Consider the following 25,292-nt stretch of genomic DNA (forward strand, 5'->3'; position numbering starts at 1 on the left):
CTGGCCATGAACCCCGTCAACATCCTCCTCGTCGACGACCAGCCGGCAAAGCTCCTGAGTTACGAGGTCATTCTCGAAGAGCTCGAGGAAAACCTCATCAAGGCGCAATCCGCTCGCGAAGCTTTCGAACATCTGTTGCGCACCGAAATCGCGGTGATCCTCGTCGATGTCTGCATGCCCGAACAGGACGGGTTCGAACTCGTCAGCATGATCCGGCAGCATCCGCGCTATCAGAACACGCCGATCATCTTTGTCTCCGCCGTCATGCTGGCGGAACCCGACCGGCTGCGCGGCTATGCGGTGGGCGCGGTGGACTACGTTTCCGTCCCGATCGTCCCCGAGGTGCTGAGAGCCAAGGTGCGGGTCTTTGCCGATCTTTACAGGAAGACGAGGGAACTCGAACGCCTGAACGCCGAGCTGGAGGCCCGCGTTCACCAGCGCACCGCTGAGCTCGAGGCCTCGGCAGCGCAGTTGCGCGAGCTCAATGAGGAACTCGAGCACCGGATCGATCAACGGACGCGGGAGCGCGAAGAGGCGCTTGCGCAGCTGTTCGAGGCGCAGAAGCTCGACACGATCGGCCATCTGACGGGTGGCGTGGCCCACGACTTCAATAACCTCTTGATGGCAGTTCTCGGCAGCCTCAACCTTCTGAAGAAGCGGCTTCCTGCCGATGAACGCAGTGAACGCCTGGTGACGAATGCGATACAGGCGGCCGAGCGCGGCACCGCGCTGACCCAGCGCCTGCTTGCCTTCGCACGACGCCAGGAACTCAAGCCGCAGGCGGTCGACTTCTTCAGACTGTTCGAAAACGTCGAGGATCTTCTCGCCAAGGCGGTAGGGCCGCGCATCGAAATCCGCAAAAGCATACCGGCGGATCTGGCGCCCCTCCTGGTCGACAGCAACCAGCTGGAACTGGCGCTGCTCAACCTGTTCGTCAATGCGCGGGATGCGCTCGAAAGTGGCGGAGCCGTGACGGTTGCCGCGGCGGCAGCCGAAGACGCCCGCCCGGCCGGGCTCGCGGGCGGAAATTACATCAGGATATCGGTGTCGGACGATGGCGAGGGGATGGACGAGGCAACGGTCTCGCGTGCCGCCGAACCGTTTTTCACCACCAAGGGGGTCGGCAAGGGCACCGGTCTCGGCCTGTCGATGGTGCATGGCCTGGCGGCGCAATCCGGCGGCTCGATCCAGATATCGAGCGTCCGGGGCAAGGGCACGACCGTTTCCCTGTGGCTGCCCGTTGCCGAAACCTTCGTCAAGGTGCAGCCTCCCGTCGAGCCTCCGGCGACGGAGCCTTTGAAACCGGCGTCGCGGCCGCTTGCTATTCTCGTTGTCGATGACGACGCCCTTGTCAGGACCGGAACCGTGGCGATGCTGGAGGATCTCGGGCACCTGCCGCAAGAGGCGTCGTCCGCTTCCCAGGCTTTGGAATTCTTTGCCGACGGGCAGGGTTGCGATCTCGTCATCACCGATCATGCCATGCCGGGCATGACGGGCGCCGAGCTTGCGCGTCACCTCCGCTCCTCCTTTCCAGGCCTGCCCATCATCCTGGCCTCGGGCTATGCCGAGTTTTCCGAAGACCATGGTCTCGGCCGGATGCTGCGGATGAAGAAGCCATTCACGCAGGAACAGCTTCAGACAGCGATGGATCAGGCGCTCTCGGGCAAAGTCGCGGCGGCTTGATCGAAGTGGGGGTGTGCCGGGCGTATTGCGTTCTGGGCCGGCTCTAACTCTCGTCGCTTTCAAACCGCTGCCCGGCATAGAGGATGCGGAGAACAACAACCTCGGTGGGCTCAACCACGAACGCCACGCTTGCACGGCGCTCGAAACCGACATTGCGTAACCCGGGTCGGACATGATCGCGGACGCTGCCGCGCTCAGGGTGCGCTTCGAATCCACTTACAAAGGTCTTGATGCGGGCCACGTAATCGCGGGCGACGATAGAAGATGCGGATGTCTTGCGGACGAAATTGTAGATACCCGCCAAATCCAATTCCGCCTCATCAGTGAGGCGGATACTATAGCGCTTCATCAATCTTCTTCCCGATCGATTTCCTCCATGCGCGCTTCGAGGCGCTTCCAGACCTCATCGAGGGGCTTGGCCTTAGTGGGATCGGCCTTGTAGGCATCATAGGTGGCCGCAACTTCTGTTTGCAGCCAATGCTCGACGGCATTCTCGCGTTCCTGCAAAGCCCGAAGTCCTTCGCGTATGACTTCGCTCTCCGAGGCGTAATCACCGTTAGACACCCGCTGTTTAACGCGCTTCGCCATTTCCACGGGCAACGTGATGCTCATTTGTTGCGTCGAACGCATCGATTACACTCCTATTTGTTGCAGGTTTATAGCACGTGATAGGATAAAATCCTACTCCGGATAGGATGGAATCATACTCTTCGGGTATGTGCCGGCGGGGCACCTCGCGACGGTGGCCGCTCTTGCGCTCTCCGTGCCTGCGAAACTTTTTGCCCTGACAAAAGTTACCTAGATCCTATCCCCATTTCATCGAAGGCTTCCTTTGACCAAAATGACGTTCGGCCCCGCATTCACCGAAGAGGGCATTCTGTTTCGCCTCTGGGCTCCCCTGCATGAAAGCGTGTCGCTGAATCTCGAAGGCGCTGATCCGCGGCCGATGCAGGCGGCCGAAGGCGGCTGGCATCATTATACGGTCGCCGACGCTCGTCCCGGCACGCGTTACCGCTTCGTCCTGCCGGACGGTCTTGAAATTCCCGATCCCGCCTCGCGGTTTCAGCCGCAGGATGTGCACGGGCCGAGCGAAGCAGTCGACCTTTCCCTCTATCGCTGGAAGAGAAGCGATTGGACCGGACGGCCTTGGGAAGAGATGGTGATCTACGAGATGCATATCGGCTGCTTCACGCCGGATGGTACTTTCAAGGCCGCGATCGAGCGGCTCGACCATCTGCAGGCGCTGGGCGTTACGGCGCTGCAGATCATGCCGCTGAGTGAATTTCCCGGCCGTTACAGCTGGGGTTATGATGGCGTGCTTCCCTATGCTCCAGACAGCAGCTATGGCCGGCCGGAAGATTTCATGGCGCTGGTGGACGCTGCGCACCAGCGCGGGATCTCGGTGTTCCTGGACGTGGTCTACAATCACTTCGGCCCTGACGGGAACTATATCCCCTCCTATGCGCCGCTCTTTACCGATCATCACAAGACGCCCTGGGGCAACGGCATCAACTACGACGGCGACGGATCGGAGATGATCCGCGAATTCATCATCGAGAACGCCATCTACTGGATCACCGAGTTCAGGCTCGACGGTTTCCGCTTCGATGCCGTCCACGCCATCAAGGACGACAGCGCCGAGCACCTGCTTCACGCGCTTGCCCGCCGCGTCAGGGCGGCGGCCGGCGACCGGCATGTTCATCTGATCGTCGAAAACGAGGAGAACGACAGCGACCTGTTGCAGCGTGACGAAAACGGGGAAGTGAAGCTGTTCACCGCCCAGTGGAACGACGACGTACATCATGTGCTGCATATCACCGCCACCGGCGAAAGCTTCGGCTATTATGCCGATTACACCGGCGACGCCGGCAAGCTCGGCCGAGCGCTGGCGGAAGGCTTCGTATTTCAAGGGGAACACATGCCCTACCGCGGCGCAAGCCGCGGCAGGCCGAGCGGCCACCTCCCGCCCACCGCTTTCATCTCCTTCATCCAGAACCATGACCAGATCGGCAACAGGGCGCTGGGGGACCGAGTTCTGGCTTCGAGCCCTGCCGATGTCGTCAAGGCCGTCGTCGCCATCTACCTGCTGGCGCCCGAGATCCCGATGCTGTTCATGGGCGAGGAATGGGGCGCCAAAGAGCCTTTCCCCTTCTTCTGCGATTTCGACGAGGACTTGAACGAGAAGGTCAGGAGAGGCCGTCGTGAAGAGCTCTCCCGTCTGCCGGGCTTCGACGCCGACGATCTTCTCGACCCGACGGCGCCATCGACCTTCGCCGCCGCCAAGCTCGACTGGTCAAAACGCAGCTCTTCCGAGGTCCTTGATTATTACAGGACGCTTCTCGACCTTCGACACCTAAGGATCGTGCCTTTGCTAAAAGGCGCTGGCGCCGGAAACGCGGTCTATTGCTCGGCGGGAACTGCGCTCGCGGTGGATTGGACCCTGGCGCAAAACCGGCGTCTTCATCTGCACGCCAACCTCGGCGCCGAGGCGGCGCCGCTCGTCTCGGAGCAAGACGATGGCGAGACGATCTTCCGTCTGGGCGGCAGCGATGGTGGCAATCTCGCGCCCTGGACGGTGATCTGGAGCATCGGCGAGGCTTGATGGCGCGCTGACAGGAAGGCGATCGAACGATGAAATCTGCTGAGATCGACAAGCTCGCCCGCCGGCACGGCATCAGCCTGACCAGGCCCAGTCCCGACAATCGGGAGGTGGCGATATCAGGCGAGACCAAACGCAAGATCCTCCAGGCACTGAAGATCGACTTGGCGGAAGCGGCTGATCACGAGATCGGCGCGCCGCCGAGGGAGCCTAAGCCGGCGGCTAAGAAAATCGCCAGGTCATTTCTGCCGCATTTCCTTTCCGGCACGCGCGTCTGGGGCATAAGCCTGCAGCTTTACGAGCTTCGTTCCGCACGCAACTGGGGCATAGGAGACTTCGAGGATCTGTCTGATATGGCCGATCTCGCGGGATCGCTGGGTGCCGATTTCATCGGCCTCACCCCGCTTCACGCGCCGTTTCTCGCCGATCCGGACCGTTGCAGCCCTTATGAACCCTCGAGCCGCCAGCATCTCAACCCGCTCTATATCGCGGTCGACCGGCTGCCGGGTTTTGCCTGCAGTCCCGAACTCGAACGGCAATTGGCAAGCCTTCGCCAAACCGATCTCGTCGACTACGCCGGCGTCGCACAGATCAAGCTGAAGGCCCTGCGCGATCTCTGGCCGGCCTGGCGACGGCGCAGCGTGATCGACGGCGCCTATGATCCGGCCGATTTCAACGCCTTCGTCGCGCAAGGCGGAAACAGCCTGCGGCTGCACGCGCTTTTCGAATGCCTCTCGTTTTCCATGGTCGAGCGCGGGGGCGGCGCTGGCTGGCAACATTGGCCGTCCGATTTCCAGCGCTTCGACAACGCCGCCGTCGCCGAATTCGAGCGCGGACACGCGGGCGATGTCTGCTTCCACATGTGGCTGCAGTGGCTCGCCCACCGGCAGCTGACGCAGGCGGCGGACCGGGCGCGGAAGGCCGGCCTGCGGATCGGGCTCTATCTCGATCTTGCCGTCGGGGAGGCGGTCGACGGATCGGCGACATGGAGCGAGCCGGATACCTATGTCTCGAAGGCCACCATCGGCAGCCCACCCGATCCCTTCGCCACAGATGGGCAGGACTGGCACCTTGCCGGGTACCTGCCATCCGCGATCGCGGCGGGAGAAATGTCGCCTTTCCGTCGCATGGTGAGCGCTGCCATGCGGTATGCGGGCGCCATCCGCATCGACCACGCCGCAGCACTTCGCCGCCTCTTCCTGGTGCCATTGGGCAGCAGGCCGGACGGCGGCGCCTATGTCCGCTATCCTGAGGAGGCGCTTCTGCAGATCCTCGCCGAAGTGTCCGCAGAGCATCGATGCATCGTCATCGGAGAAGATCTGGGGCTGATCCCCAAAGGATTGCAGGATGATCTCGCGGCGGCCCGCATTCTCTCGTATCGCATCCTTTCCTATGAACAGGTCGAGGAGGGTTTTAAGCAGGCTGACGCCTATCCCGTCCTAGCTTTGGCCTGCATTTCGACGCACGACCACCAGACCCTTGCCGGTTGGTGGCGCGGCGCAGACATTCGGGCCCGGTGCGACCACGGCATCGTGCCGCCCGATCTCACCGAAAAACATCTCGAAGACCGCGAGCGCGAGCGGGGGAACCTGAAAGCGGCGCTCAAGGCCGCCGGCCTCGACCTGCCCGCCGGGCTTACCGCGCGGGCAAGTCGCGAGACGCTGCGGGAACTGACCGTCAGCGCCTATCGCTTCATTGCCAAGACTCCGTCGCTTCTCGTCGCAGTGCGCCTTGCCGATCTCACCGACGAGAAGAAGCCGACCAATATTCCAGGCACGAGCGACAGCTATCCGAACTGGAGGCCGAAACTGTCGGTGTTGCTCGAGAATATGACGTCGAGTCCGCTACTCAAGCGCGTAACGGCGGCGATGCGAGAAGAAAGGCCGCAAAATGGAGCGGGGAGGGAACGAATAGAAGGTGGGCGGATTCTGAATAGGCAAGGATAAGGATTGTTTCACTCACAAGGACGAACTGCGCCGACGTCTGGACAAATCGTAGGAACGCCCGCCCTTTCCGCTTCCGTGTCGCGGATTTGTCTTTCAGGCGGAACCTCCGCGGGTTTGGATTGTTTGACCTGATAACCGAAGGGAGAAAGACCATGGCACATGCCGACCGGAAACATATTGGCGCCGGCGCGAAAGGAAAGCGCGATGGCAGCGGCGCGATGACGGACCTCAACGAGGAGCAAGTCCCCGAAAATGCGGTCCTTTCGAACCGTGACAAGACGCAGCACTCCAAGGAGCGCGGCCTCGACAGCAAGACGGTCCAGACTGAGCAATATTCAGATCACAGCGCCAATCGAGATCCTGAATGAGGAGAAGGTGATGAGCAGCAGGTTACCCCCCGTTCCAGCCGAGAATGCCAGCAATAAGGGTGCAGGCAAGCCGGCAAAGACCAACGCAGAGGATGCCGTGATGGCAAGCGGAGGCGAGAATCCCGACAAGAAGGGCCAGCAAGGAAACACCAAGATCAATACGACCCATCAGGGTTACCAGCAAGACCGGTAGGAGGCACCGATGTCTACATCGAAGAAGAGCCCGTCGACCATCCGTCAGGGTGGCCCCGGCGCGTCGCATGAGAACGCCAAGGCTCCGCTCGAAATACCGAAGCCGCCGGCGGAGCCGGACAGGCGCACGCAAAGCAAGGTCTCCGGCGGTGGCGGTGAGCATGATCGCCACCACAGCCATGACCCGCAGCGAAAGTGAGGGGCAGACGTGGCGGAGGAACCTGATCAGCCGAGGGCGTGGTCCCTCCGCATAACATGACCAACATGATGGAAAACAGACCATGACGACCGCATTCATTATTGTTGCATTGGCTCTCATCGTCATCTTCGCCGGCCCGACATTGCTGTTTATCTGTGTCGGCTATGCCGACTATGTGCTTGAGCGGCGCAAACATCTGATTGCGCTGAAGCACGCTGTGAAGCGTCGCAGCGATGAGCTTTAGCGGCTGCGGCTGACGCCGCTGTCGACTCGGTCCTGGCGCCGGCACCGCCGGGACGTTTATGCTGCGTGCGGATTGTTCTTCCTGCAGAGTCCTCGTTCAAATCCTATGCTTTCATCAGTGCATTTCCACTGATTTAACACCGCTGACAAGTCCCAGCGCCTCGGCGACCTTACGGATCGTCGATTGCGCTGCCAGTCAGCCCGCGACAGCGGCTCTCATTGGTGACCAAGCTACGCGATGACGCGGTTGGCCCGGTTTAATCGGAGTCTCGCCTGTTTCATGTCTCCGGCAAACTCTGGAACAATGTCCCCCAACTCTGGTTACCTTGGCGAAGACGAGCAACACTCGAGGGACAGAAAGCAGTGAAGGTTCCGATGCAGCCAAGGATAGGATTTGCGCTGGTTTTCGCGGTTGTGCTGACAAGCTGTACGACCAGTGCAGGCGGTTATTCGTCGTCAGGCCTCGCTCCGATTCCCGGCAGCATCACTTATGGTGGCCAGCCCCGCACCAAGTTGACGAAGTCGCCCGCAGGTTCGTCCTTCCCGCACACCTTCACCGATCAATGGGGACGCGAGGTTGAGGAAATCTACGTCATCCGACCTGACCGGAGCTTGTTTATCGCGCAGCGCCAGTACCGCCCGGTTTTCTCGCTCGACGACGACTAAACGAGCAGTTTCCACTTGAGAGATTTAGGAAGGAGAATGATCATGCCGCCCCGCAAGAGCACAGAAACGAAAACACTCGACACCACGGGAGCCAAAATTGGCGAGCCCGTGCCAAAAGCCATCATTGATACAAGTACCGCCTCCGTCGGCGTTCCACGGCAGGCAGCGTCTGATCTGCACGAAGACCTGAGCGCGTTGCGAAAACAAATCGACGCGCTCCAGCAGCGGGTAGCCACTGCCGCCCGATCGGCCAAGTGGAATGCCGACGACGCAATGCGCCAGACGCAGGCGGCGGTGAAGCGTCATCCAGTCTCGACATTGGTCGTGGTGGCGGCTGTATGCGGCGCGTTTGCTCTTCTCGCCGGACGTCGTGCAGAGCCGCCGCGGCGCTATCGCTATCGGTCGGCACTGGACGAATTGCGCGATCTCTATGACTCGGTCCGGGACCGGCTCTAACAAGATTTCAGGATTGCGAGAATCATCAATATGCCCGACGCTCCATCATCAGCGAGGGATTACATGTTCGATATTATCGTGAGAAGTGCACTTGATATCGTTGGGCAGGCGGAGCGTCTGATCGAGGCGATGCGGCGGATGCTGCAGAGTGAAGAGTTTGACGAGGTAGAAGTGTACGAGCTCGACTATGAGATAGAGCGACTCGGAGACGTTGTTTTCAACGTGGACGAGGCCGTCCGCTCGCTGGTCCGCTCCGTCGAATATTCGCTAAAAGGTGCCCACGTGCACGCAATCTGCAGAACGTTGCACTGACGGCTAATCGCCAGCCTTCCGACCGACGGCTACGAGACCCGCGGCCTGGATTTGAATATCTCGATTCTGCGTGTCACGCCGATGTCACGCGACCGTCGCAGCAATATGTGCTTGATAGGCGCCGTTGGGCTCAGCCATCGGTCGGGCCGAAATTTCTATTGTTGCTGAGGCATCGCGATGACCTTGAAAACCACCGGGCTGAAAATTGGCCCCGACGAATTCATTTTTCCGGTTCACACCCGAACGATCGCACAGATCAGGTACGATATTCTCAACCAGGTCATGACCGTGGTCTATCACGACGGTCGTTCGCGTACCACTAGTGGCATACAGGGCCCCGCAATGCTAAGGATTCTTGCCCAGCGTCCAGTGGAGCGCTCTCCGTTTCTATTGCAGACCGTCATCTGACGCGGGAAAGACATCATCGCCCCCTTTCGGTTGGATACGAACCGGCTTCCGCGGGTTAAATCACCATAGTCGTGCATCCATTTCCCGCGGCCTGCGTTCATCCTCCAACTGCCAGACACATGGAGGGAACGCCGATGACCTTTCCACCACCGAAGACCGAATTCCCCGCGCAGCGCTTCGAAGAGGCGACCGCTGCCGCACGCGACGCTTTGGAAAGGGTGATCGCAGCTGCCAATGAAGCGGGATGGGGCATCGAAGAAATCACCGCGGCACTGCTTAAGGCCGCGCAGTTTCTGAGCGATGCCAACAAGAGAGATCCCGATCCGGCCGACGATCCCTCAATCAGCGATGCGCCTGCAAGGGAGCAGATTGGTCATGGGGAACTCTATGATTAGAGCGCGTAGCGCTGGTTTTCCGACGCAATGAGACAAGGGTTGCCGGAATTCATGCTCGAGTGTTGCGCGTCTTTGCTCTCGGAACTCGTTCGCAATATGCAAAGGCTCGCTAGCCATGCGGGCGGTAGGGGCGAGTTGCAAGACGTTCATCAACGCATGAGCAGCGCGACCAAACCAACCCGGGAGTTTACCCCGAGCTTGGAATAGATGTTTCTGAGGTGGGTTCTGACCGTTTCGTAGCTGATGTGATCGGCTATGGCCACCTCTTTTGGAGAATGGCCCGAGGCAATGCTTGATGCGATCCGAATCTCCGTCGCAGTCAGTTTGTAGGCCTCCATTAGGAAGCCTCGCCGCTCATTGAGTGGTGTGGCCACCATCGGCTCAACAATGACGGCCACGGTCGGCCCCTCCAAGAACTCAGTGAATGAATCGGACTGGAGCCGGAGGAGTGTGATGCGATAACTAGCCTTGTCCTTCCCCTTTGCAATCGCCGTATGCGGCCTTGTTTGCACACCCTTTCTGGAGGTCAGGAAATCGAGAACGGCAGTCGACCTCTCGCATTGAAGTTCGAGCTTGCCGCTTGGGGCGACTTGCATAGGAAAGCCAGCCGCCATTAAGGCTTCCGCGCTCTTATTCCATTGGCGTGCTCGCCCTTGCTCCGAAACGTAGATCAGTCCGACGCCGATGCTATCAAACAGGGTTTGCGTTGTCTGTCTTTCCGGAGCGAGTAGATCGCGCTTCCGGATGAAGTCGAAAGCCCTTTTCAAATGGGGAGCGAGTATCGTGTAACGCCCGGCTGCTTCTTTGTTGAAATCGGGGTCCACTGACGACGTGCAGGTCGATAGGACGAAGGTGCGGGTTTCCTCCCGAATGATGGAGACACCGATGCTCGTCTCGCATTGGGCCTGCCCCTTCAGCCAATCATTGTAGAATTCGGATTTGAGCAAGTCCTCGCGTGGAAAGATCTCGTCTCCGCAGACACCCTGACCGACGGGCACAAAGCTCAACCTCGGAATCCAAGGGTTCACTGCGGCAAAGTGGCTGCTGAACTGGTCGACCTCGGTCCTCGAGAACCCCGATACGTAAGGAACATGGGCCACAGGCGAGGCCAGATCGTGGTAATGGAGGGCAGCCTTGCCATTCGGCGAAGTTTGCGCAACGCGATCCAGAAAATCCTGCCAGTTGCACTCACCGAATAGACTTCCATAGATCAAATCTATCAGCTCAGATGAAGCGTCATTTGACTGGAGCATGATCTTTCTGAAAATCCCACAGCGAGTATTTTCGGTATTAAATAACGTTGGTCAGGCAAAGACAACAGCAACCCCATGTAATATCAAATCGGCGACCATGGACATCAGTTGCCGATCGCAATGCGGTATTACTCGCTGCTTCAAGCGATGCGGGTATGGCCAACTCAATAGGTCTCACGGCCGATCGCCGCGACAGAGCCGCGCAGGACGAGGCTCGTGCTGACGCGCAGGCGTTCGACGGCAAGAGGGGTGCGTTCGATACGGGCGATGAGCCGCTCGCCGGCGAGCTTGCCCATCTCGTAGACGCGCTGGTCGACGATGGTGATCGGCGGAACGGTGACGCTGGTCCAATCGGCGTCGAGAAACGAAATCATCGACATGTCGTGGGGGATCGACAGGCCGAGCGATTGCAGCGATTTGAAGATCCGCAAGCCCACGAGGCTGTCTGAAGCCAGCAGTGCCGTCGGCGGAGCACTGTCGGAGAGCAGGCGTTTGATCACGCCGTCCGTCTGTTGCTGGTCCGTAGCGCCGAGCCTGACATAATGAAGAGGGTTCGGCAAACCCGCCTTTGTCAGAACGCTGACAAAACCTTCGACGCGTTCGCGCACGGCGGAATTCGAGATTCGCCCGATATCGGTGAACCCGCCGCCCTCGGCATCCATGGCAGAGACGTAGGCGAGGCGGCGATGTCCTTGCTCGATCAGGTGCCGGGTCGCGGTGATGGCCGCATCCCGATCGTCGCCGGTCACGGCGTCGACATCGAGTTCCGGGATGGCCCGGTCGAACAGGACCAGCGGCACGCCCGCGCGGCGGACGTGCTGGAGATGATCGATGCTGTCGCAACGGGCCGGCGTGACAATCAGGCCATCGACGCGTTTGCCGATCAGGAGGTCGACGGCCGATTTTTCCGCATCGAGCTCTTCGCCCGAATTCGCGATGATGACGTTGAATCCCGCAAGGCGGGCCGCATCGCTGATGCCGCGCACCGCCAGGCTGAAGAAAGCGTTCTCGATATCGCCGACCACGACCCCGATGATGCCGGACCTTCCGGTGCTCATGCTCCGGGCGAGTTCGTTCGGGCGATATTCGAGGGCGGCGGCCGCCGCCATGACCTGATCCGTGATCTTGGCGCTGACCACGCCGTAGCCGCCGAGAACGCGGGCGGCCGTCGCCTTCGAGACCTTTGCGGCCTTCGCGACGTCGGCGACCGTGACTGCACGTTTCGGATGGGCGGAATCTTCCATGAGTCGAGGACTACAAGAGTTGTTGACGAACGGTCAATTGACAGATATCAAATATGTTATGAGACCGGTCTCTTTGTCTCAGAGACCGGTATCTTGTCCACAAATCTCTATCGCGATGCGTGGCAGAGATTGGGCGACCTTACAATGCCGACAAGAGCATTCCTTTCAGAGCGGAGAACGACGATGAAGCCTTTTCTATCATTTCCGGCCATCATGGCCCCGTTGCGGGCCGGCCTTGTCACATGCCTTCTTGCAATGGGGGCAGGCTCTGTGGCCGCAGCCGACAACCCCTATAACCTGATCGAGCCCGGAACTATCAGCGTCGGCACGATGGGCGATTCCAAGCCCTATACGTTTGCAACGGCGGACGGCCAGTTCACCGGTTTCGATATCGAGCTGTTTCTCAACGTCGTTTCCCGCCTCGGCTTTCAAAAAGACAAGGTGACGTTCACGGGCCAGGAATTTTCAGCACTCCTGCCGTCGGTGGCAAACGAAAGGTTCGACGTTGCCGTTGCAGCGATCGGAACCACCGAAGCCCGCAAGAAGACGGTCGACTTTTCCGATGGCTATATTGCCGGTTATCTCTCCGTCCTGACGCCGGATGCCGGTATCAAGGATGCCGATGGCCTCAAGGGCAAGCGTCTCGGCGTCGTGCAGGGGACCTTGCAGGAGGTCTATGCAGCCAAGAATTTCGGGGGAACTGATCTGGTGAAATTCCCCGACAACAATTCCGCCGTGGCCGCGCTCAACAACGGAACGGTCGATGCACATTTTCTCGACTACGAGGCCGCCAAGCAATATGGCGAGCGCTATCCCGCGCTGAAGGTTGCCGTGAATATACCGTCCTTTGATGCGCCTGCTGGCTTCGTCATCCGAAAAGGAAATGATGCCTTCCGCACGGCGCTGAACGGCGCGCTTCACGACGCTATGCAGGATGGCACCTGGAAGACCCTTTACGAAAAGTGGTTCCCCGGCTCACCGATGCCGGAACAGTATCTTCCCAAGAAGTGACGCCGTAAGCCGCCTGCTCATGGCGGGCGGCTTACCAAGGCATTGCTGCTCGGCAGCCGGACGGCGGTGTCTGCGCCGGGCAAGAATTCGTGGGGATCTGAATGAACTGGCTTGAAAATCTGCGCCGCAGCTTCCTCGACTGGGACGCCATGGCGGAAGTTCTGCCGAGCATGATCAGCGTCGGCCTGAAGAATACACTGATCCTGGCAGCTGCCTCGACCGTGCTCGGCGTCGTCATCGGCATGGCTCTCGCGGTGATGGGCATCTCGCAGTCCCGCTGGCTGCGGCTGCCGGCGCGCATTTACACCGATATCTTCCGTGGGCTGCCGGCGATCGTCACGATCCTGATCATCGGCCAGGGTTTTGCCCGGATCGGGCGCGAGATCTTCGGTCCGTCGCCATTTCCGCTCGGCATCCTGGCGCTCAGCCTGATCGCCGGAGCCTATATCGGCGAAATCTTCCGGTCGGGCATTCAGAGCGTCGAGCGCGGCCAGATGGAGGCCTGCCGGGCCCTCAGTATGAGCCATGGGCAGGGCATGCGCCTGATCGTCATCCCACAAGGCATCAGGCGGGTTCTGCCGGCGCTGGTCAATCAATTCATCGGAAACGTCAAGGATTCCAGCCTTGTCTACTTCCTGGGATTGCTCGCTTCCGAGCGGGAGATCTTCCGGGTCGGCCAGGATCAGGCCGTCGTCACCGGCAATCTGTCACCGCTGCTGTTGGCGGGCGTCTTCTATCTCGTCATCACCGTGCCGCTGACCCACTTCGTCAATTATATCGATGCGAGACTGCGGCTCGGAAAACAAGGCCGCGGCTCGGGTGCTGCGAGCGGATTGGTCGAGGTGAGCGAGTTGCGGGCCGCTGCCGGCCCCCATCCCACAGGCACGGCCGAGGAGAGTACGCCGCGCTTTAAAGGCGGCGTCCTGAACATCCGCGACCTCACCATGGCCTATGGCGATCTCGACGTGCTGAAGGGTGTCGATCTCGATATCGCGGCCGGTACTGTCACCTGCATCATCGGCCCTTCCGGCTCAGGCAAATCGACGCTGCTGCGCTGCATGAACAGGCTTGTCGAGCCCAAGGGCGGCGACATCCTGCTCGATGGCGAGAGCATCCTGGCGATGAAGCCGGAGAGGCTGCGCCGGCGTGTGGGCATGGTGTTCCAGCACTTCAACCTGTTTCCCGACCACACGGCACTCGAGAACGTCATGCTTTCGCTGACCAAGATCAAGAAGATGCCGAGGCAGGAGGCGCGGCGCATCGCAGAGGCGCGTCTGGCCGATGTCGGTCTCGCAGAGCGTCGGGATCATCGGCCGGCAGGTCTGTCTGGTGGGCAGCAGCAGCGCGTCGCCATCGCCCGCGCGCTGGCCATGGATCCGGAGGTCATGCTGTTTGACGAAGTGACGAGTGCGCTCGATCCCGAACTGGTGAAGGGCGTGCTCGACCTGATGGCCGCCCTCGGCCGCCAGGGCATGACGATGGCCGTGGTGACACATGAGATGGGATTTGCGCGCAGGGTGGCCGATCAGGTTGTCTTCATGGATGAGGGCCGCATCGTCGAGGCCGGCTGCCCGCAGCAGATCTTCGACAATCCCCGAAGCGAGCGGCTGAAGCGCTTCCTTGCTGAAGTTCTCTGAAGCGCCTGAGGCAACGCATGGTGCCCCCGGTCGTCCTCACGCCGGGCGTGCCGGATTTCATTCGATCTAGCAAGAGCAGAAAACAAGGTTATCGACATGAATGCTTCCATCAAACCTTCGAAGGTCATCGTCATCGGCGGCGGGATCTTTGGCGTCTCGACCGCTGTCCATCTGGCACGGCTCGGGGTCCGCACCGTGCTCATCAATGATGGCCCGCTCGCCAATGGCGCCTCCGGCCGTTCGCTCGCCTGGCTCAACTCGGCGCGCAAACGCTCCGATGCCTATCACCGACTGCGGTTGGCAGGCCTAGATCGCTATCGCACCCTAGCCGCCCGGTATCCCGATATCCCATGGCTGCGCTTCGACGGCGGCCTGACCTGGGATGCGGACGATGCCGGCAACGAGATTGCCGAGATCTTCGACTATGAGCGCGACCTCGGCTATCACGCGCAATGGCTCGCCCCTGAAAGAATTGCCGCGGCGACGCCGGGTGTCGATGCAAGCGCCGTGACGCCGCAAGGCGCGATCTTCAATCCCGGGGAGGGCTGGGTCGATCTTCCGTCCTTGATCGTCACGCTCGTGGAAGAATTCCGCAGGCTGGGCGGCGAGATCGTCACGGACGCGGGTCGCGCGACGGTCGATGTCGAAAGCGCGCGTGCCCGTGGCGTGATCACGGCAGACGGCATGCGCCGCGATGCGGATGCCGTGCTGCTTGCCGCTGGCGGCGAGGTTCCGGCAATCGTCGCCGAGGCCGGCCAGCATATCGGCGATGCAACGCCTGTCGCCCTTCTCGTCCGGACCAAGCCGATCCGCCATCCGCTGAAGGCCGTGCTCAACACTCCTCGCGTCGCCATCCGGCCAACGCCCAACGGTGGCTTCGCGCTCGATGCCGCCTGGTCCGAGGAAGAGGTGAGCGTGAAGCCCGACGGCAGCTATGATGTCAGGCAATCGACGCTGGAAGGATTGCTGCGCGAGGCTTCAAAAGTTCTCGAAGGCAATCCGGTGCTGGAGGTCGAAGATTATGGGGTCGGCCCGAAGCCCATCCCAGGCGACGGCGAGCCCGTCTTCGGCGAACTGCCATCGATCTCGGGTTATTTCGTCGCCTTCAGCCATAGCGGCGCCACCCTCGGCCTGATTGCCGGCGAACTGCTGGCGGACGAGATCGTCACCGGACGCCGCCATCCGCTGTTGGCGGACTTTCGGCCGGAGCGTTTCAGCGCGTCGCGAAGATGAAGGCAGCAGCAGAGGCCGATGCATCCTTCTGAGCCCTCGAGCGTTCTATCGCCAGGAACAACTGGAGACACATCATGTTCAAGGACGAACTTGGGGACACCGGCACAAACAAGGATATGCGCGACGGCGTGGAAACCGCGCCGGCCTCCTTCGAAGAAGCGAGCATCAACCCTGATCTTATTAGACGTGAGGGTTTCGCCAGTGAGGCCGAATATCGGGCATATATTGCGACGCTCGGTGGTCATGCTTCCGTTGGAGACACCGTCGAGGAGCCTCCCCCGATCTACGAAGGTCATGTCCTGGAAGGCCGTCTGCAAGAACTGAGAGAAGAACTCGAAAACCTCCGCGCTCGCCTTCATTTGATCCAACATCAGGCTGCGACCGTCGTTACGGAGAACGTCCGATGGGCCGATGCCAGCGCCCATGCGCAGCTCGGCAATCAGCCTTGGCTCAAGCTGGCAGGCGCAATGGCGGCGGCCTTCGTCGTCACGAGGGGCATCATGCGTTTGCCTTTGGGAGCCGTGGCGACGACGGCGCTACCGTTGGTGGCGGCGGCAATGAACCGGAAGCTCGCCCGATGAAAGTCGTCGGCTTCGATGACTGTTCAGGCGAAGCCGATTTCCGCGAGCAGAGGCAGGTGGTCCGAGGCGATCCTTGTGAGGCGGTTTTCCAGGACCGCCGCCTGTTTGACGATGAGATCGTCAGTGACGAAGATGTGGTCGAGGCGCATCAGCGGGTAGCGCGACGGAAAGGTCGCTCTCGGCGCGGCGCCGCCTGCGACCTGGGCATCTTTCAATGACCGTGCGGCAAGTCGGTAAGTCGCCGATGACGGGATTGCATTGAAATCGCCGCAGAGGATGGTCGGAAGAGGCTCATCCGCCGTCCCGTGCAGCCAGCCGGGATTCAGCAACGTCGTCATCTGCCGGATGCGCTCGCGGCCACGAAGGCCGAGATGGGTGTTGACGACCAGCAGTTTTCTGTCGCCGACCATTATTTCGACGGAAATGGCACCGCGCTGTTCCCCGATGGATGGCAATGGTCCGGCCTTGACCGCGCCTGTCGGCAGCGAGGTGATGATGGCATCGCCATACTGCTCCTCGGCAATCGACAGCGCCGGATGGAAATGAGCCTGCATCTTCAAAAGCGAGGCGATCGCATGGGCCTGGTCGACGCCGCCGGTCCTGCGCCTGAGAACGTCGACCTCCTGAAGAGCGACGATATCAGCCTCAGCCTCGGCGATGACAGAAGCGATGCGGCCGGGATCGAGCTTCCGGTCGCCGCCGATACAACTGTGCACATTATAGGTCAGGAGTTTGATTGATTTATCCGGCATAGACCCGCTGAAAGCTCGTTCCCCCAGGACATAGAACTTGTCCTTCGGGGGAACACAGAACTCGTTTGATCGTTCCGGATAATCTAGCCTGGAGCGCCGTGCATCTTCGGACGCACAAATGACGCTTCAGCTCTTTCAATCCTCGTATCGCGCTTCGGAATGGATAATCGATGAGCTGGAAAAGCATAATCTGGAATGGACTGCTGGTTGCCGCCCTGTGTCTTGCGGTCTTCCTTCTCTATCGCATCTTTCAACGGTACAGCCTGGATGAGATCGTCCAATCGGTTCGCAGTATTCCATTCTCGACCTTCTGCACAGCACTTCTGTTTACGGCGGCATCTTATCTCTGCCTCAGTTGCTTCGACCTCCTGGCGATCCGCTCGCTCGGCAAATCCTTGCCCTACAGGAACATCCTGCTCGCCTCTTTCGTCAGCCTTTCGCTCGGCCACAATATCGGGTTTGCCGGGTTAAGCAGCGGCGCCTTCCGCTATCGGTACTATTCGCGCTGGGGGCTGACGGCGGAAGACGTGGCGAAAGTCATCCTGTTTTGCGGTGTCACCGTGGGGCTCGGGCTCATCACGCTCGGCGGCCTTGCCATGATCATCAATCCTGGCGATGCCGGGCGCCTGTTGCGCATCGACCCTGCAAGCGTCCGTATTTTCGGTTCCCTGGCACTGGTCGTGCCGGTCGTCTATACCGGCCTGGCGTTTTTCATTCGCGGCACCTTAAGGCTGTGGCGCTGGTCGTTTCAGCTGCCGCGGTTTTCGATCTCGGTTGCGCAGGTCGGAATTGGGACGATCAACTTCATGTTCGTCTCCGCCTGTCTGCACCAGATGCTTTCCACCTTCGGCGATGTGGCCTTCTTCAGGTCGGTAACGGCTTACGTGCTTGCCAATTCGGCAATCCTTGCAACGCATGTTCCGGGCGGTCTCGGCGTGCTCGAGGCCACCGTTTCTTATGTCGTGCCGAAGGAGGCCTCGATCGGCGCGCTGATTGCATTCCGCTGCGCCTATTTCTTCATTCCGCTGGCGCTCGGCACGACGCTTCTCGTTATCAGCGAGGTGATCTTTCGGCGGAAATCACGCGGGGCGGATGAGGAGGCGGACCAGCGCGCCGAGGCCCAGTCGGTCTAGGGGTGCGAAAGGCCGAGCCGGATCGAAGAGGCCGGTGCCCGGAATCGGTGAGATGCTGCCCGACAGCTTGACGGCGAATTCCCGCAACCCCCGCGGCCCGTTGTTGAGCGTGTCGATCGCCTCGATCACCGAGCCGCTTCGCATGAAGGCTGCGGCAAACCTTTCCGGGGTGGTTCCGAGATATTCCGCCAGAAGCCGGTTGCGCAGATCAGCGATCGCGCGGCGGTGCTCGCCGTTACCGGCCTCGAACAGCATGTCGCATTCGCAATCCAGCCCTTCCGAGCGATTGTTGAGATTGGAGGAGCCGATGCGGATCAGCTCATCATCGGCAATCATCAGCTTGGAGTGGATGAGCACCTCCGCCTCTTTGTCCTTTTTCGGCACTGGCCCGGGCACGACGGGATAGTAGACGCGCAGGCGGGCTGCGCGATCGGCGCGTTTGAGGCGGCGGATGACGCGGTCGCGATTGCCGCCCATGACGATCTTTTCGATCAACCCGTGAGAGCTCCGCGTGCAGATGATGATGACTTCGGGCCCGTCCTCCTCCTGCAGCCGCGCGGCGATGGCGTCGGCGACGCGGAAGGAGGCGAGATATTGTGCCTCGATGTAGAGCTGCCGTCGCGCCCGGGCGATGACGTCCAATGTCATGGCGATGCCGTCGCTGATACCGGTGCGAAAAGCGGTTGACGGCTCCGTCAGCGCCAAGGTGACTGGGATCTCCTGCATGGAAACGGCGAGATTGGCGGGCCAGGTGAAGGGAACGCTTTCGGTCAACGGCAGGTGGCTTTCGCCTGTGGCGTCTTCCCAGCGCCGCCTGGCGACGTCGCCGATCATCCGGGCGGCATCGCCAGTGAGCATCGCCTGAACGTCATGCAGAGGATCGTAGGGCTCGCCACCGGGGTCGCGCCGCCACCTGTCCATGACGCGATGACGCCTCGTGTCCCATCGCCGCGACGTCAAATCGATGCCGCCGATGAAGGCGACAGCATCATCAATGCAGACGAGCTTCTGATGATGGCAGCCGCGCACGGTGCCTGGAAAGTCGAAGCGCAGATCAATCCTGGCATTTTTTGGAAAATCCTTCTTACGAAGCAACTGGATTGATTTGTCCGAATAGATCGGCCCGAGCGCCCAAATGAGAATGCGTATTTCGAGGTCGGGATTCGTCGCCACTGCGGAATGCAGCAGGTCAGCCAAGGTTTCGTCGGATTTTTCGGGTGCGATCCGAATGTCGGGATGGAAATCCCACCCTATGATCCACACAGTGCGTCGCGCCTGCCGCAACGCACGCGCCACTTCCGAGAAATAGCGGTTACCATTGATCAGGAAGGCGGCCCTTTCCGCATGTCCTTGCAGGAGCCATGCCATGCTTTCCTGTTTTTCGCCGCCCGGATGTTGCGCTTTTGTTCGGGTCAGGTAGGATTGATCGGACATGGTTTCAAATGCGGTCATGTTTGCCTCAGCCTCTCGACTGAGACCAAACGCGTGGAATTTAACCGGGTTCCCGATTGCAGACGCGGCTGCCGCAATGGGCGGCCCGACACACAGGATTGACACAGCAAAATGTCACAACGAGCAGGCAGCGCCGATCTTCCTCTTCACGGGGGACGCGTGCCGCATTGGCTCGGCGACCGAATGACGCGGCTCGGGACGCTGATCACCGAGGCGATCGTCCATCATTATGGCCGCGACGAATTCCTGCGCAGGCTCGCCCATCCATTCTGGTTCCAGTCCTTCGGCGCGGTCATGGGCATGGATTGGCATTCCTCCGGTATCACCACCAGCGTTCTCGGCGCGTTGAAGCGCGGGCTGAAGCCGCGGGCCGGCGAACTCGGCCTGCATATCTGCGGCGGCCGCGGCGCGCATTCGCGCAAGACCCCGCAGGAGCTCGTCTCGATCGGCGAGCGTGTCGGTCTCGACGGCGAGGGGCTCGCGACCACGAGCCGTCTCATCGCCAAGGTCGACAGCGCCGCCCTTCAGGATGGGTTCGATCTTTATCTGCACGGGTTCATTGTCGCCGATGACGGCCATTGGGTGGTCGTGCAGCAAGGCATGAACGGCGACAGGCGGCAGGCCCGGCGCTATCACTGGCTGTCCGAAGGGCTGGAGAGCTTCGTGGATTCGCCGCATGCGGCCATCGAGGGACGGAACCAGGGCGAGATCGTCAACCTCGCCGACCGGCGCGCCGAACGCTCGCGGCGTGGTCAGCTTGATCTGCTCGCGACCCTCGGGCCCGACCGGATCATCCGCGAAGCCGCTGCCTTGCTGCGTGCCGAAGAGCCGGCGCCCGAACCTGCCGAACAGCCGATGCTGCCGCACCTGATCATGCCTGCCCATCATGATGTCCGCGAGAGCGACGTCAACATGCGGCGCCTGCATGGAAATCTGGCTGCCGCGGCCGACCGCGGGCCGGCGGATTTCGAAGAGCTGCTGCTCGTTCCAGGCGTCGGCGCCCGCACAGTGAAGGCGTTGGCCATGGTGGCGGAAGTCGTTCACGGCGCCCCCTGCCGCTTTTCCGACCCGGCGCGCTTCTCGATCGCCCATGGCGGCAAGGATCGCCATCCTTTTCCGGTCCCGCTCAAGGTCTATGACGAGACGATCGCCGTGATGAAATCAGCGGTGCAGAAGGGCAGGCTGGGACGCGAGGAGGAGTTGCAGGCGCTCAAGCGTCTGGACGATCAGTCCAGGCAGATGGAACGCTATGTGACAGGTCCCGACCTCAAGGAAATCATCGCCGGAGAATTCCGCCAGTCTGCCGATTTCGGCGGCCGGAGCGTCTTCGGTTGGGAGGAGCCGGAAACCCATGGGAATTAGCTTTCAATGGCCGTCGGGCGGGACGGCAGCTGGAACCGTCTCTTTCAGATTCTTCCGGTGGAAGATGAAGAGCCCTGCAACGACGATGATTACGGCGCCGATGATGATCTGTGCATCGGGAATATCGTCGAAGAAGAGGTAGCCGAGGACGATCGCCCAGAGCAGCAGCGTATATTGCAGCGGCGCGAGCAGCGATGCCGGTGCGAGCTTCAGCGAGCGCGTGATGAGCAGATGTGCGCAGGTGGCGACGATGCCGAGCAGCAGCATGCCGGACCAATCGATGAGCGTTGCCGGCTGCCAATGACCGATGCTCAAGACGATGCCGGTGATGAGCGCGGCGATCGTCTGCCATGTTACCAGCGTCGTGTCGCTGGTCGAGCGCAGATAGCGGCTCATCACCAGCGACAGTGCAAAGGCGAAGCTGCCCGCAAGGCCAAAGAGCGATGGAAGCGACAGCATCGCCGTGGACGGACGCAGCGCGATGACGACGCCGGCAAAGCCGATCAGAACGGCAAGCCAGCGGCGCCAGCCGATCTTCTCCCCGAGAAAGAAATGCGAAAGCGCCGCGATATAGATCGGTCCGGCCATATAGAAGGTCATGACGTCTGCGAGCGGCAGATAGGCGACGGCGGCATAGAACAGGGCGACATCGCAGGTCGCCATGAAAACACGGATGAACTGCAGGCCTTTCTGCTCGACGCGGAACAAGGCCATCGGCCCTTGCCGGAGGATCATTGGTCCAAGCACGATGAAAGCGCCGACCGAGCGGATCACCAGCACCTGGCCGACGGCAAAGCTGGCGACCAGCCATTTGCCCATTGCATCGTTCAGCGCAAAGAGCAGATCGCCAATCAGCATCAGCACGACGCCTGTTATGATCAGGTTTCCGGCATCGGCTACGCCAGTCTTGGTCGTCATCTTTGGCATCCTCGCAAAACGGCCGCGCATGCGCGGCCGAGTGCGGCTTCTGCCTTAACACTGCCGATGTCAATGGTCAGTTTGAAGCGCCTGTACCCGAATTTGTCATAGGGGTATGGCGAGCGACCGTCTTCGTTCACCTTGACCGACAGCTTACCTGTCTGATCGGGGCGCCGTGCCGTACAGTCGTGGAGCCAGCGATTAAATTGGCCGTCTTTAGGAAAAGGGCGCACCGCCGCCCGCCCTAAACATTAAGTCAGGCTCACCAAGGTAGCGTGCCCTTGTCATTGATGAAGGCACCCGTCTGGCCGTCGTTCGCGACTGCAAGCTGGACAATGATCTCAGCCGCCTGCTCGACCGTCCGATAGCCTGTATTGCCGTTAAAATCGGTCTTCGTGTATCCGGGATCCGCGCTGTTGACCCTGATGCCGAACGACGCGAGGGCCTTGGAAAACGATACGGTCACTGCGTTGAGGGCCGTCTTCGAGCTGTTGTAGCCCAGGCTGTTCACACCATAGAATTCGCTCTTCGGGTCTGTCAGGGCGCCAAGCGAACCGAGCTCGCTGCTGACGTTGACGACATTGGCGGAACCCGCTGCTTTGAGCAGAGGCAGGAAAGCTTGCGTAATTCGAATCGGCCCGAACACGTTGATCTCGTAGACCTGACGGATGTCGTCTACGGTCTGATCCGCCGGGTCGATGAATGCTCCGGGTATGCCCGCATTGTTGACCAGTGCGTCGAGCTTGCCGTCTTCCTGTCTGACACGATCCGCGGCTGCCTTCACACTTGCGTCGTCCTCGACGGCAATTTCAAGGAAGCGCACATCGTGACCCTGAGCTCGCAAAGCTTCCGCCGCACTCTCACCGCGCCCCGCATCGCGGGCACCAAGCCAAACACGATAACCCATTCCCCCGAGCCGTCGAGCGGTTTCAAAGCCGATGCTCTTGTTGGCGCCGGTGATCAATGCATTCTTCAACATGGTGGTTCTCCATTCTGGTTGCCCGTCCAATATGAGCAGGCGCCTTTCCGGCCGCGTGCCAAATTCTATTGAACTCTTGCCTAATCCTGCTGAAAGACTTGCGCGCGTTGGAGGAGGGTGCAATTTAACAGCATGGACAATGTGGGCGAAGAACTAAGGTCCCTGATCGAGAGGCACTCGCGTGGCGGTCGTACGACGACCGCCATTCCACGCGTCGGTTTGCTAAGAGCAGAACGCACGACTGAGCCGACGGCAGGCATGACGGAGCTTGTCATATGCTTGGTGTTACAAGGCGCCAAGGCAACCACTTGCGGCGAGAACGTATTGCACTATGGAGCGGGCAGCTACTTCGTGGCCTCGGTCGAGGTTCCTGTCTTTGGCAGAATATCCGAAGCGAGCCTCCAGAAGCCGTTTCTCGGCGTCGGGTTCAGCTTTGACGCCCGTAACATCGCCGACCTTCTGATTGAGATGCCTGATGTTCACGATCCGGAATTCTTGTGTGGCCTCGGCGTGAGTCCGACCGATCCTCAGCTCGAGGAAGCGTTTCTACGGATGATGCGACTTCTCGATAGGCCAAACGAAATTTCCGTCATGGCACCAATGATTGAGCGGGAAATCCTGTTCCGCCTATTGCGGGGACCGCAGGGAGCGAAGCTGCGGCAGATCGCACAGATCGACGGCCGCCAGTCTCAGGTCAGGCGGGCGCTCGCCTGGATTCGCGAAAACTTCACGGAATCTTTCAAGGTCGAAGATCTGGCGCGGATGACGGGAATGAGTGCTTCGGTGTTCCACCGCCATTTCAAGGCGGCAACGACCATGACGCCCATCCAGTATCAGAAGCGGTTCCGTCTCCACGAGGCACGCCGCCTGTTGCTCGAGACTCCGGGCGACGCCGCCCGTGTCGCTTTCGCCGTCGGCTATGAAAGCGCGTCCCAATTCAGCCGGGAATACGGGCGGCTGTTCGGACTTCCGCCCGCCCGCGACGCAAGCCGGCTTCGCGCGAAACCTGTTGCGCCGGTGACGTCGGACGCATCAGACGATGCGGTGACAAGTTTCGGACGCGCAATCTAGCGAGCCTCGTGATAGCATTGTTTCAGGATTTGGCTGGCATGTCATCCATAAGCCCGCTCGCTGATCAAGGAGCACCGATGGCAGCAAGTGGGCATCCATGAAGCCATGCCCATGTTGAAAATGTCATGACGTCGTGCGTGGCGACCACCATAATGCCATGAAGCAGGCCAAGCCGTTCCCGCGGGCGTGGGAGAGTACCGCTGACGCGCCTTTGAGCAGCAACGACAAAGACCGTCGGCGGCTTGGATCAGCTAGAGCGCCCAATCATCCCAATTCTGGACTTCGGCAGCTTTGTCCTCGCGGCAAATGGTTTCCAGCGCCAGCGAGGCACGACTGGAGTGTCTTTGTTTATGCCGCAGGATCGCAAATTGGCGGGACGGCAGAGGGAAGCGCGCCTTTACCAGCAGACCTTGCGTCAAGAGCGGTGCTGCCACGGCTCCCGAAACGACTGTGGCGCAGAGGCCCTCTCTTGCTGCCGATATGACTGCCTCGTTCGACGGCAGTTGCAGCGCGACAGCCAGGTCTGCGGGGTCTATGCCGAGATTGGAAATAGCCGCCTCGAAAGCCGATCGGGTTCCGGACCCCTTTTCCCGCATGACCCATTTTGTGCCCGAAACCAGATCTGCCGGTGCAATTGGTTTGCCACGCGCCCAGGGATGGCGCGGACCGACGACGACAAGGAGTTCGTCCTCGGCAAGCGGCTGAACGTGCAGCGCCGGCTCATCAACGCTGCCTTCGACGAAGCCGACTTCGGCCAATCCATCGAGAACCGCTTTTGCCGCCGTGGTGGTGTTGCCAATCATCAGCTTCAGGTCAATGCCCGGATAGCGGATCTTGAAACGCATCAGCATCGCCGGTAGCCAATAGCTTGCGATCGTCTGGCTTGCAAAAACGACCAGTTCACCCTTTTGCAAGCCGCCGAGATCGGACAGGACGAGCGCTGCGGCTTTTGCGCGTGCCAGCGTCGCTCTAGCCTCCCCCAGAAACACCCGTCCTTCATATGTCAGCTCTATGCGGCGTCCGACGCGATGGAAAAGCTCGACACCATAGGAGGTCTCGAGATTGCGGATAGCCGAACTGACGGCCGAGGGCGTGAGCCCGATCGAAAAGGCGGCCTTGGTCAGATGCTCGCGTTCGGCAACCGCTACGAAAATGGAAAGTTGTTCAAACGTCATTGGTTCAATCGTTCGATTTTATCG

General features: G+C 60.5%; 29 protein-coding genes and 1 pseudogene. 19 read left to right on the forward strand and 11 right to left on the reverse strand.

The window, feature by feature from the left end:
• The first annotated feature begins 6 nt into the window (after positions 1–6).
• Positions 7–1,683 (forward strand): response regulator, encoded by a 1,677-nt coding sequence (locus RWJ89_RS02300; RefSeq protein ID WP_131662721.1) that lies wholly within the window; start codon positions 7–9, stop codon positions 1,681–1,683.
• 43 nt (positions 1,684–1,726) lie between these two features.
• Here RWJ89_RS02300 and RWJ89_RS02305 read toward each other — a convergent pair whose 3' ends face one another.
• The gene (locus tag RWJ89_RS02305) at positions 1,727–2,032 is read right to left on the reverse strand and encodes a type II toxin-antitoxin system RelE/ParE family toxin (RefSeq protein WP_168280922.1); all 306 of its coding nucleotides are present in this window, start codon (positions 2,030–2,032) and stop codon (positions 1,727–1,729) included.
• Positions 2,032–2,313 (reverse strand): type II toxin-antitoxin system ParD family antitoxin, encoded by a 282-nt coding sequence (locus RWJ89_RS02310; RefSeq protein WP_131641277.1) that lies wholly within the window; start codon positions 2,311–2,313, stop codon positions 2,032–2,034. The genes RWJ89_RS02305 and RWJ89_RS02310 overlap by 1 nt, the downstream gene beginning before the upstream one ends.
• Positions 2,314–2,515: 202 nt before the next feature.
• Here RWJ89_RS02310 and treZ point away from each other — a divergent pair, with 202 nt between their 5' ends.
• The 9 genes from treZ to RWJ89_RS02355 all read left to right on the forward strand — a co-directional run bounded on the left by treZ (position 2,516) and on the right by RWJ89_RS02355 (position 8,664).
• Positions 2,516–4,285 carry a malto-oligosyltrehalose trehalohydrolase gene (treZ, locus tag RWJ89_RS02315; RefSeq protein WP_316030508.1) on the forward strand — a complete coding sequence of 590 codons (1,770 nt, stop codon included), beginning with the start codon at positions 2,516–2,518 and terminating at the stop codon, positions 4,283–4,285.
• 29 nt (positions 4,286–4,314) lie between these two features.
• Positions 4,315–6,228 (forward strand): 4-alpha-glucanotransferase, encoded by a 1,914-nt coding sequence (gene malQ, locus RWJ89_RS02320; RefSeq protein WP_131662724.1) that lies wholly within the window; start codon positions 4,315–4,317, stop codon positions 6,226–6,228.
• 152 nt (positions 6,229–6,380) lie between these two features.
• Positions 6,381–6,596, forward strand: coding sequence for a hypothetical protein (locus RWJ89_RS02325; RefSeq protein WP_131662725.1), 216 nt, complete (start codon positions 6,381–6,383; stop codon positions 6,594–6,596).
• 10 nt (positions 6,597–6,606) lie between these two features.
• Positions 6,607–6,789 carry a hypothetical protein gene (locus RWJ89_RS02330; protein ID WP_131662726.1) on the forward strand — a complete coding sequence of 61 codons (183 nt, stop codon included), beginning with the start codon at positions 6,607–6,609 and terminating at the stop codon, positions 6,787–6,789.
• Positions 6,790–6,798: 9 nt separating this feature from the next.
• Positions 6,799–6,987 carry a hypothetical protein gene (locus RWJ89_RS02335; protein ID WP_077976910.1) on the forward strand — a complete coding sequence of 63 codons (189 nt, stop codon included), beginning with the start codon at positions 6,799–6,801 and terminating at the stop codon, positions 6,985–6,987.
• An 82-nt stretch (positions 6,988–7,069) separates the two neighbouring features.
• The gene (locus RWJ89_RS02340) at positions 7,070–7,231 is read left to right on the forward strand and encodes a hypothetical protein (RefSeq protein ID WP_165504396.1); all 162 of its coding nucleotides are present in this window, start codon (positions 7,070–7,072) and stop codon (positions 7,229–7,231) included.
• A gap of 374 nt (positions 7,232–7,605) precedes the next feature.
• Complete coding sequence (locus tag RWJ89_RS02345) at positions 7,606–7,896, forward strand: hypothetical protein (protein ID WP_168280919.1); 291 nt, start codon at positions 7,606–7,608, stop codon at positions 7,894–7,896.
• Positions 7,897–7,938: 42 nt separating this feature from the next.
• Positions 7,939–8,352 (forward strand): hypothetical protein, encoded by a 414-nt coding sequence (locus RWJ89_RS02350; RefSeq protein ID WP_168281557.1) that lies wholly within the window; start codon positions 7,939–7,941, stop codon positions 8,350–8,352.
• A 63-nt stretch (positions 8,353–8,415) separates the two neighbouring features.
• Positions 8,416–8,664, forward strand: a complete 249-nt coding sequence (locus RWJ89_RS02355; RefSeq protein ID WP_131662728.1) for a hypothetical protein — start codon at positions 8,416–8,418, stop codon at positions 8,662–8,664.
• Between the two features lie 84 nt (positions 8,665–8,748).
• Here RWJ89_RS02355 and RWJ89_RS02360 read toward each other — a convergent pair whose 3' ends face one another.
• Positions 8,749–8,964: a hypothetical protein gene (locus RWJ89_RS02360; RefSeq protein ID WP_206105847.1), complete on the reverse strand. Its 216-nt coding sequence runs from the start codon at positions 8,962–8,964 to the stop codon at positions 8,749–8,751.
• Between RWJ89_RS02360 and RWJ89_RS02365 the strand changes: the two genes are divergently transcribed.
• Positions 8,887–9,072, forward strand: a complete 186-nt coding sequence (locus tag RWJ89_RS02365; protein ID WP_245503808.1) for a hypothetical protein — start codon at positions 8,887–8,889, stop codon at positions 9,070–9,072. The two genes, RWJ89_RS02360 and RWJ89_RS02365, sit on opposite strands and share 78 nt — an antisense overlap.
• A 134-nt stretch (positions 9,073–9,206) precedes the next feature.
• Positions 9,207–9,467, forward strand: a complete 261-nt coding sequence (locus RWJ89_RS02370) for a hypothetical protein (protein ID WP_131662730.1) — start codon at positions 9,207–9,209, stop codon at positions 9,465–9,467.
• Between the two features lie 149 nt (positions 9,468–9,616).
• On the opposite strand, the gene RWJ89_RS02375 is transcribed toward RWJ89_RS02370, so the two are convergent.
• Both RWJ89_RS02375 and RWJ89_RS02380 read right to left on the reverse strand, forming a co-directional pair.
• On the reverse strand, positions 9,617–10,720 hold the full coding sequence (locus tag RWJ89_RS02375) for a helix-turn-helix transcriptional regulator (protein WP_316030509.1): 1,104 nt from the start codon (positions 10,718–10,720) through the stop codon (positions 9,617–9,619).
• Between the two features lie 164 nt (positions 10,721–10,884).
• On the reverse strand, positions 10,885–11,964 hold the full coding sequence (locus tag RWJ89_RS02380; protein ID WP_131662732.1) for a LacI family DNA-binding transcriptional regulator: 1,080 nt from the start codon (positions 11,962–11,964) through the stop codon (positions 10,885–10,887).
• A 183-nt stretch (positions 11,965–12,147) separates the two neighbouring features.
• Here RWJ89_RS02380 and RWJ89_RS02385 point away from each other — a divergent pair, with 183 nt between their 5' ends.
• The 4 genes from RWJ89_RS02385 (at position 12,148) to RWJ89_RS02400 (ending at position 16,426) form a co-directional block, all read left to right on the forward strand.
• Positions 12,148–12,975, forward strand: coding sequence for an ABC transporter substrate-binding protein (locus RWJ89_RS02385; RefSeq protein WP_168280917.1), 828 nt, complete (start codon positions 12,148–12,150; stop codon positions 12,973–12,975).
• Positions 12,976–13,076: 101 nt separating this feature from the next.
• Complete coding sequence (locus RWJ89_RS02390) at positions 13,077–14,612, forward strand: amino acid ABC transporter permease/ATP-binding protein (protein WP_222045792.1); 1,536 nt, start codon at positions 13,077–13,079, stop codon at positions 14,610–14,612.
• 96 nt (positions 14,613–14,708) lie between these two features.
• Positions 14,709–15,845, forward strand: a complete 1,137-nt coding sequence (locus RWJ89_RS02395) for an NAD(P)/FAD-dependent oxidoreductase (RefSeq protein WP_316030510.1) — start codon at positions 14,709–14,711, stop codon at positions 15,843–15,845.
• A gap of 74 nt (positions 15,846–15,919) precedes the next feature.
• The gene (locus RWJ89_RS02400; protein ID WP_316030511.1) at positions 15,920–16,426 is read left to right on the forward strand and encodes a hypothetical protein; all 507 of its coding nucleotides are present in this window, start codon (positions 15,920–15,922) and stop codon (positions 16,424–16,426) included.
• A 23-nt stretch (positions 16,427–16,449) separates the two neighbouring features.
• On the opposite strand, the gene RWJ89_RS02405 is transcribed toward RWJ89_RS02400, so the two are convergent.
• Positions 16,450–17,178 carry an endonuclease/exonuclease/phosphatase family protein gene (locus tag RWJ89_RS02405; protein WP_077976918.1) on the reverse strand — a complete coding sequence of 243 codons (729 nt, stop codon included), beginning with the start codon at positions 17,176–17,178 and terminating at the stop codon, positions 16,450–16,452.
• Positions 17,179–17,348: 170 nt separating this feature from the next.
• Between RWJ89_RS02405 and RWJ89_RS02410 the strand changes: the two genes are divergently transcribed.
• A complete protein-coding gene (locus RWJ89_RS02410) occupies positions 17,349–18,311 on the forward strand; it encodes a lysylphosphatidylglycerol synthase domain-containing protein (RefSeq protein ID WP_077976919.1) in 963 nt (320 codons plus the stop codon).
• Here the strand turns inward: RWJ89_RS02410 and RWJ89_RS02415 are convergent.
• On the reverse strand, positions 18,258–19,763 hold the full coding sequence (locus RWJ89_RS02415; protein ID WP_316030512.1) for a phospholipase D-like domain-containing protein: 1,506 nt from the start codon (positions 19,761–19,763) through the stop codon (positions 18,258–18,260). The genes RWJ89_RS02410 and RWJ89_RS02415 overlap by 54 nt on opposite strands.
• Before the next feature lie 111 nt (positions 19,764–19,874).
• On the opposite strand from RWJ89_RS02415, the gene RWJ89_RS02420 reads away from it, so the two are divergent.
• On the forward strand, positions 19,875–21,125 hold the full coding sequence (locus RWJ89_RS02420) for a DUF763 domain-containing protein (protein ID WP_316030513.1): 1,251 nt from the start codon (positions 19,875–19,877) through the stop codon (positions 21,123–21,125).
• Between the two features lie 3 nt (positions 21,126–21,128).
• On the opposite strand, the gene RWJ89_RS02425 is transcribed toward RWJ89_RS02420, so the two are convergent.
• The gene (locus RWJ89_RS02425) at positions 21,129–22,043 is read right to left on the reverse strand and encodes a DMT family transporter (RefSeq protein WP_077977058.1); all 915 of its coding nucleotides are present in this window, start codon (positions 22,041–22,043) and stop codon (positions 21,129–21,131) included.
• 262 nt (positions 22,044–22,305) lie between these two features.
• Complete coding sequence (locus RWJ89_RS02430; protein WP_168280908.1) at positions 22,306–23,022, reverse strand: SDR family oxidoreductase; 717 nt, start codon at positions 23,020–23,022, stop codon at positions 22,306–22,308.
• 258 nt (positions 23,023–23,280) lie between these two features.
• Between RWJ89_RS02430 and RWJ89_RS02435 the strand changes: the two genes are divergently transcribed.
• Positions 23,281–24,093 (forward strand): AraC family transcriptional regulator, encoded by an 813-nt coding sequence (locus RWJ89_RS02435; RefSeq protein WP_410056100.1) that lies wholly within the window; start codon positions 23,281–23,283, stop codon positions 24,091–24,093.
• Positions 24,094–24,138: 45 nt separating this feature from the next.
• On the opposite strand, the pseudogene RWJ89_RS33215 reads toward RWJ89_RS02435, so the two are convergent.
• Positions 24,139–24,224: pseudogene (locus tag RWJ89_RS33215) on the reverse strand (type II toxin-antitoxin system VapC family toxin); the annotation flags it as partial.
• 120 nt (positions 24,225–24,344) lie between these two features.
• Positions 24,345–25,268, reverse strand: coding sequence for a LysR family transcriptional regulator (locus RWJ89_RS02440; protein ID WP_316030515.1), 924 nt, complete (start codon positions 25,266–25,268; stop codon positions 24,345–24,347).
• Between the last annotated feature and the right edge of the window lie 24 nt (positions 25,269–25,292).

Source organism: Rhizobium sp. 10PS4 (genome assembly GCF_032464805.1).
GTDB lineage: Bacteria > Pseudomonadota > Alphaproteobacteria > Rhizobiales > Rhizobiaceae > Rhizobium > Rhizobium laguerreae.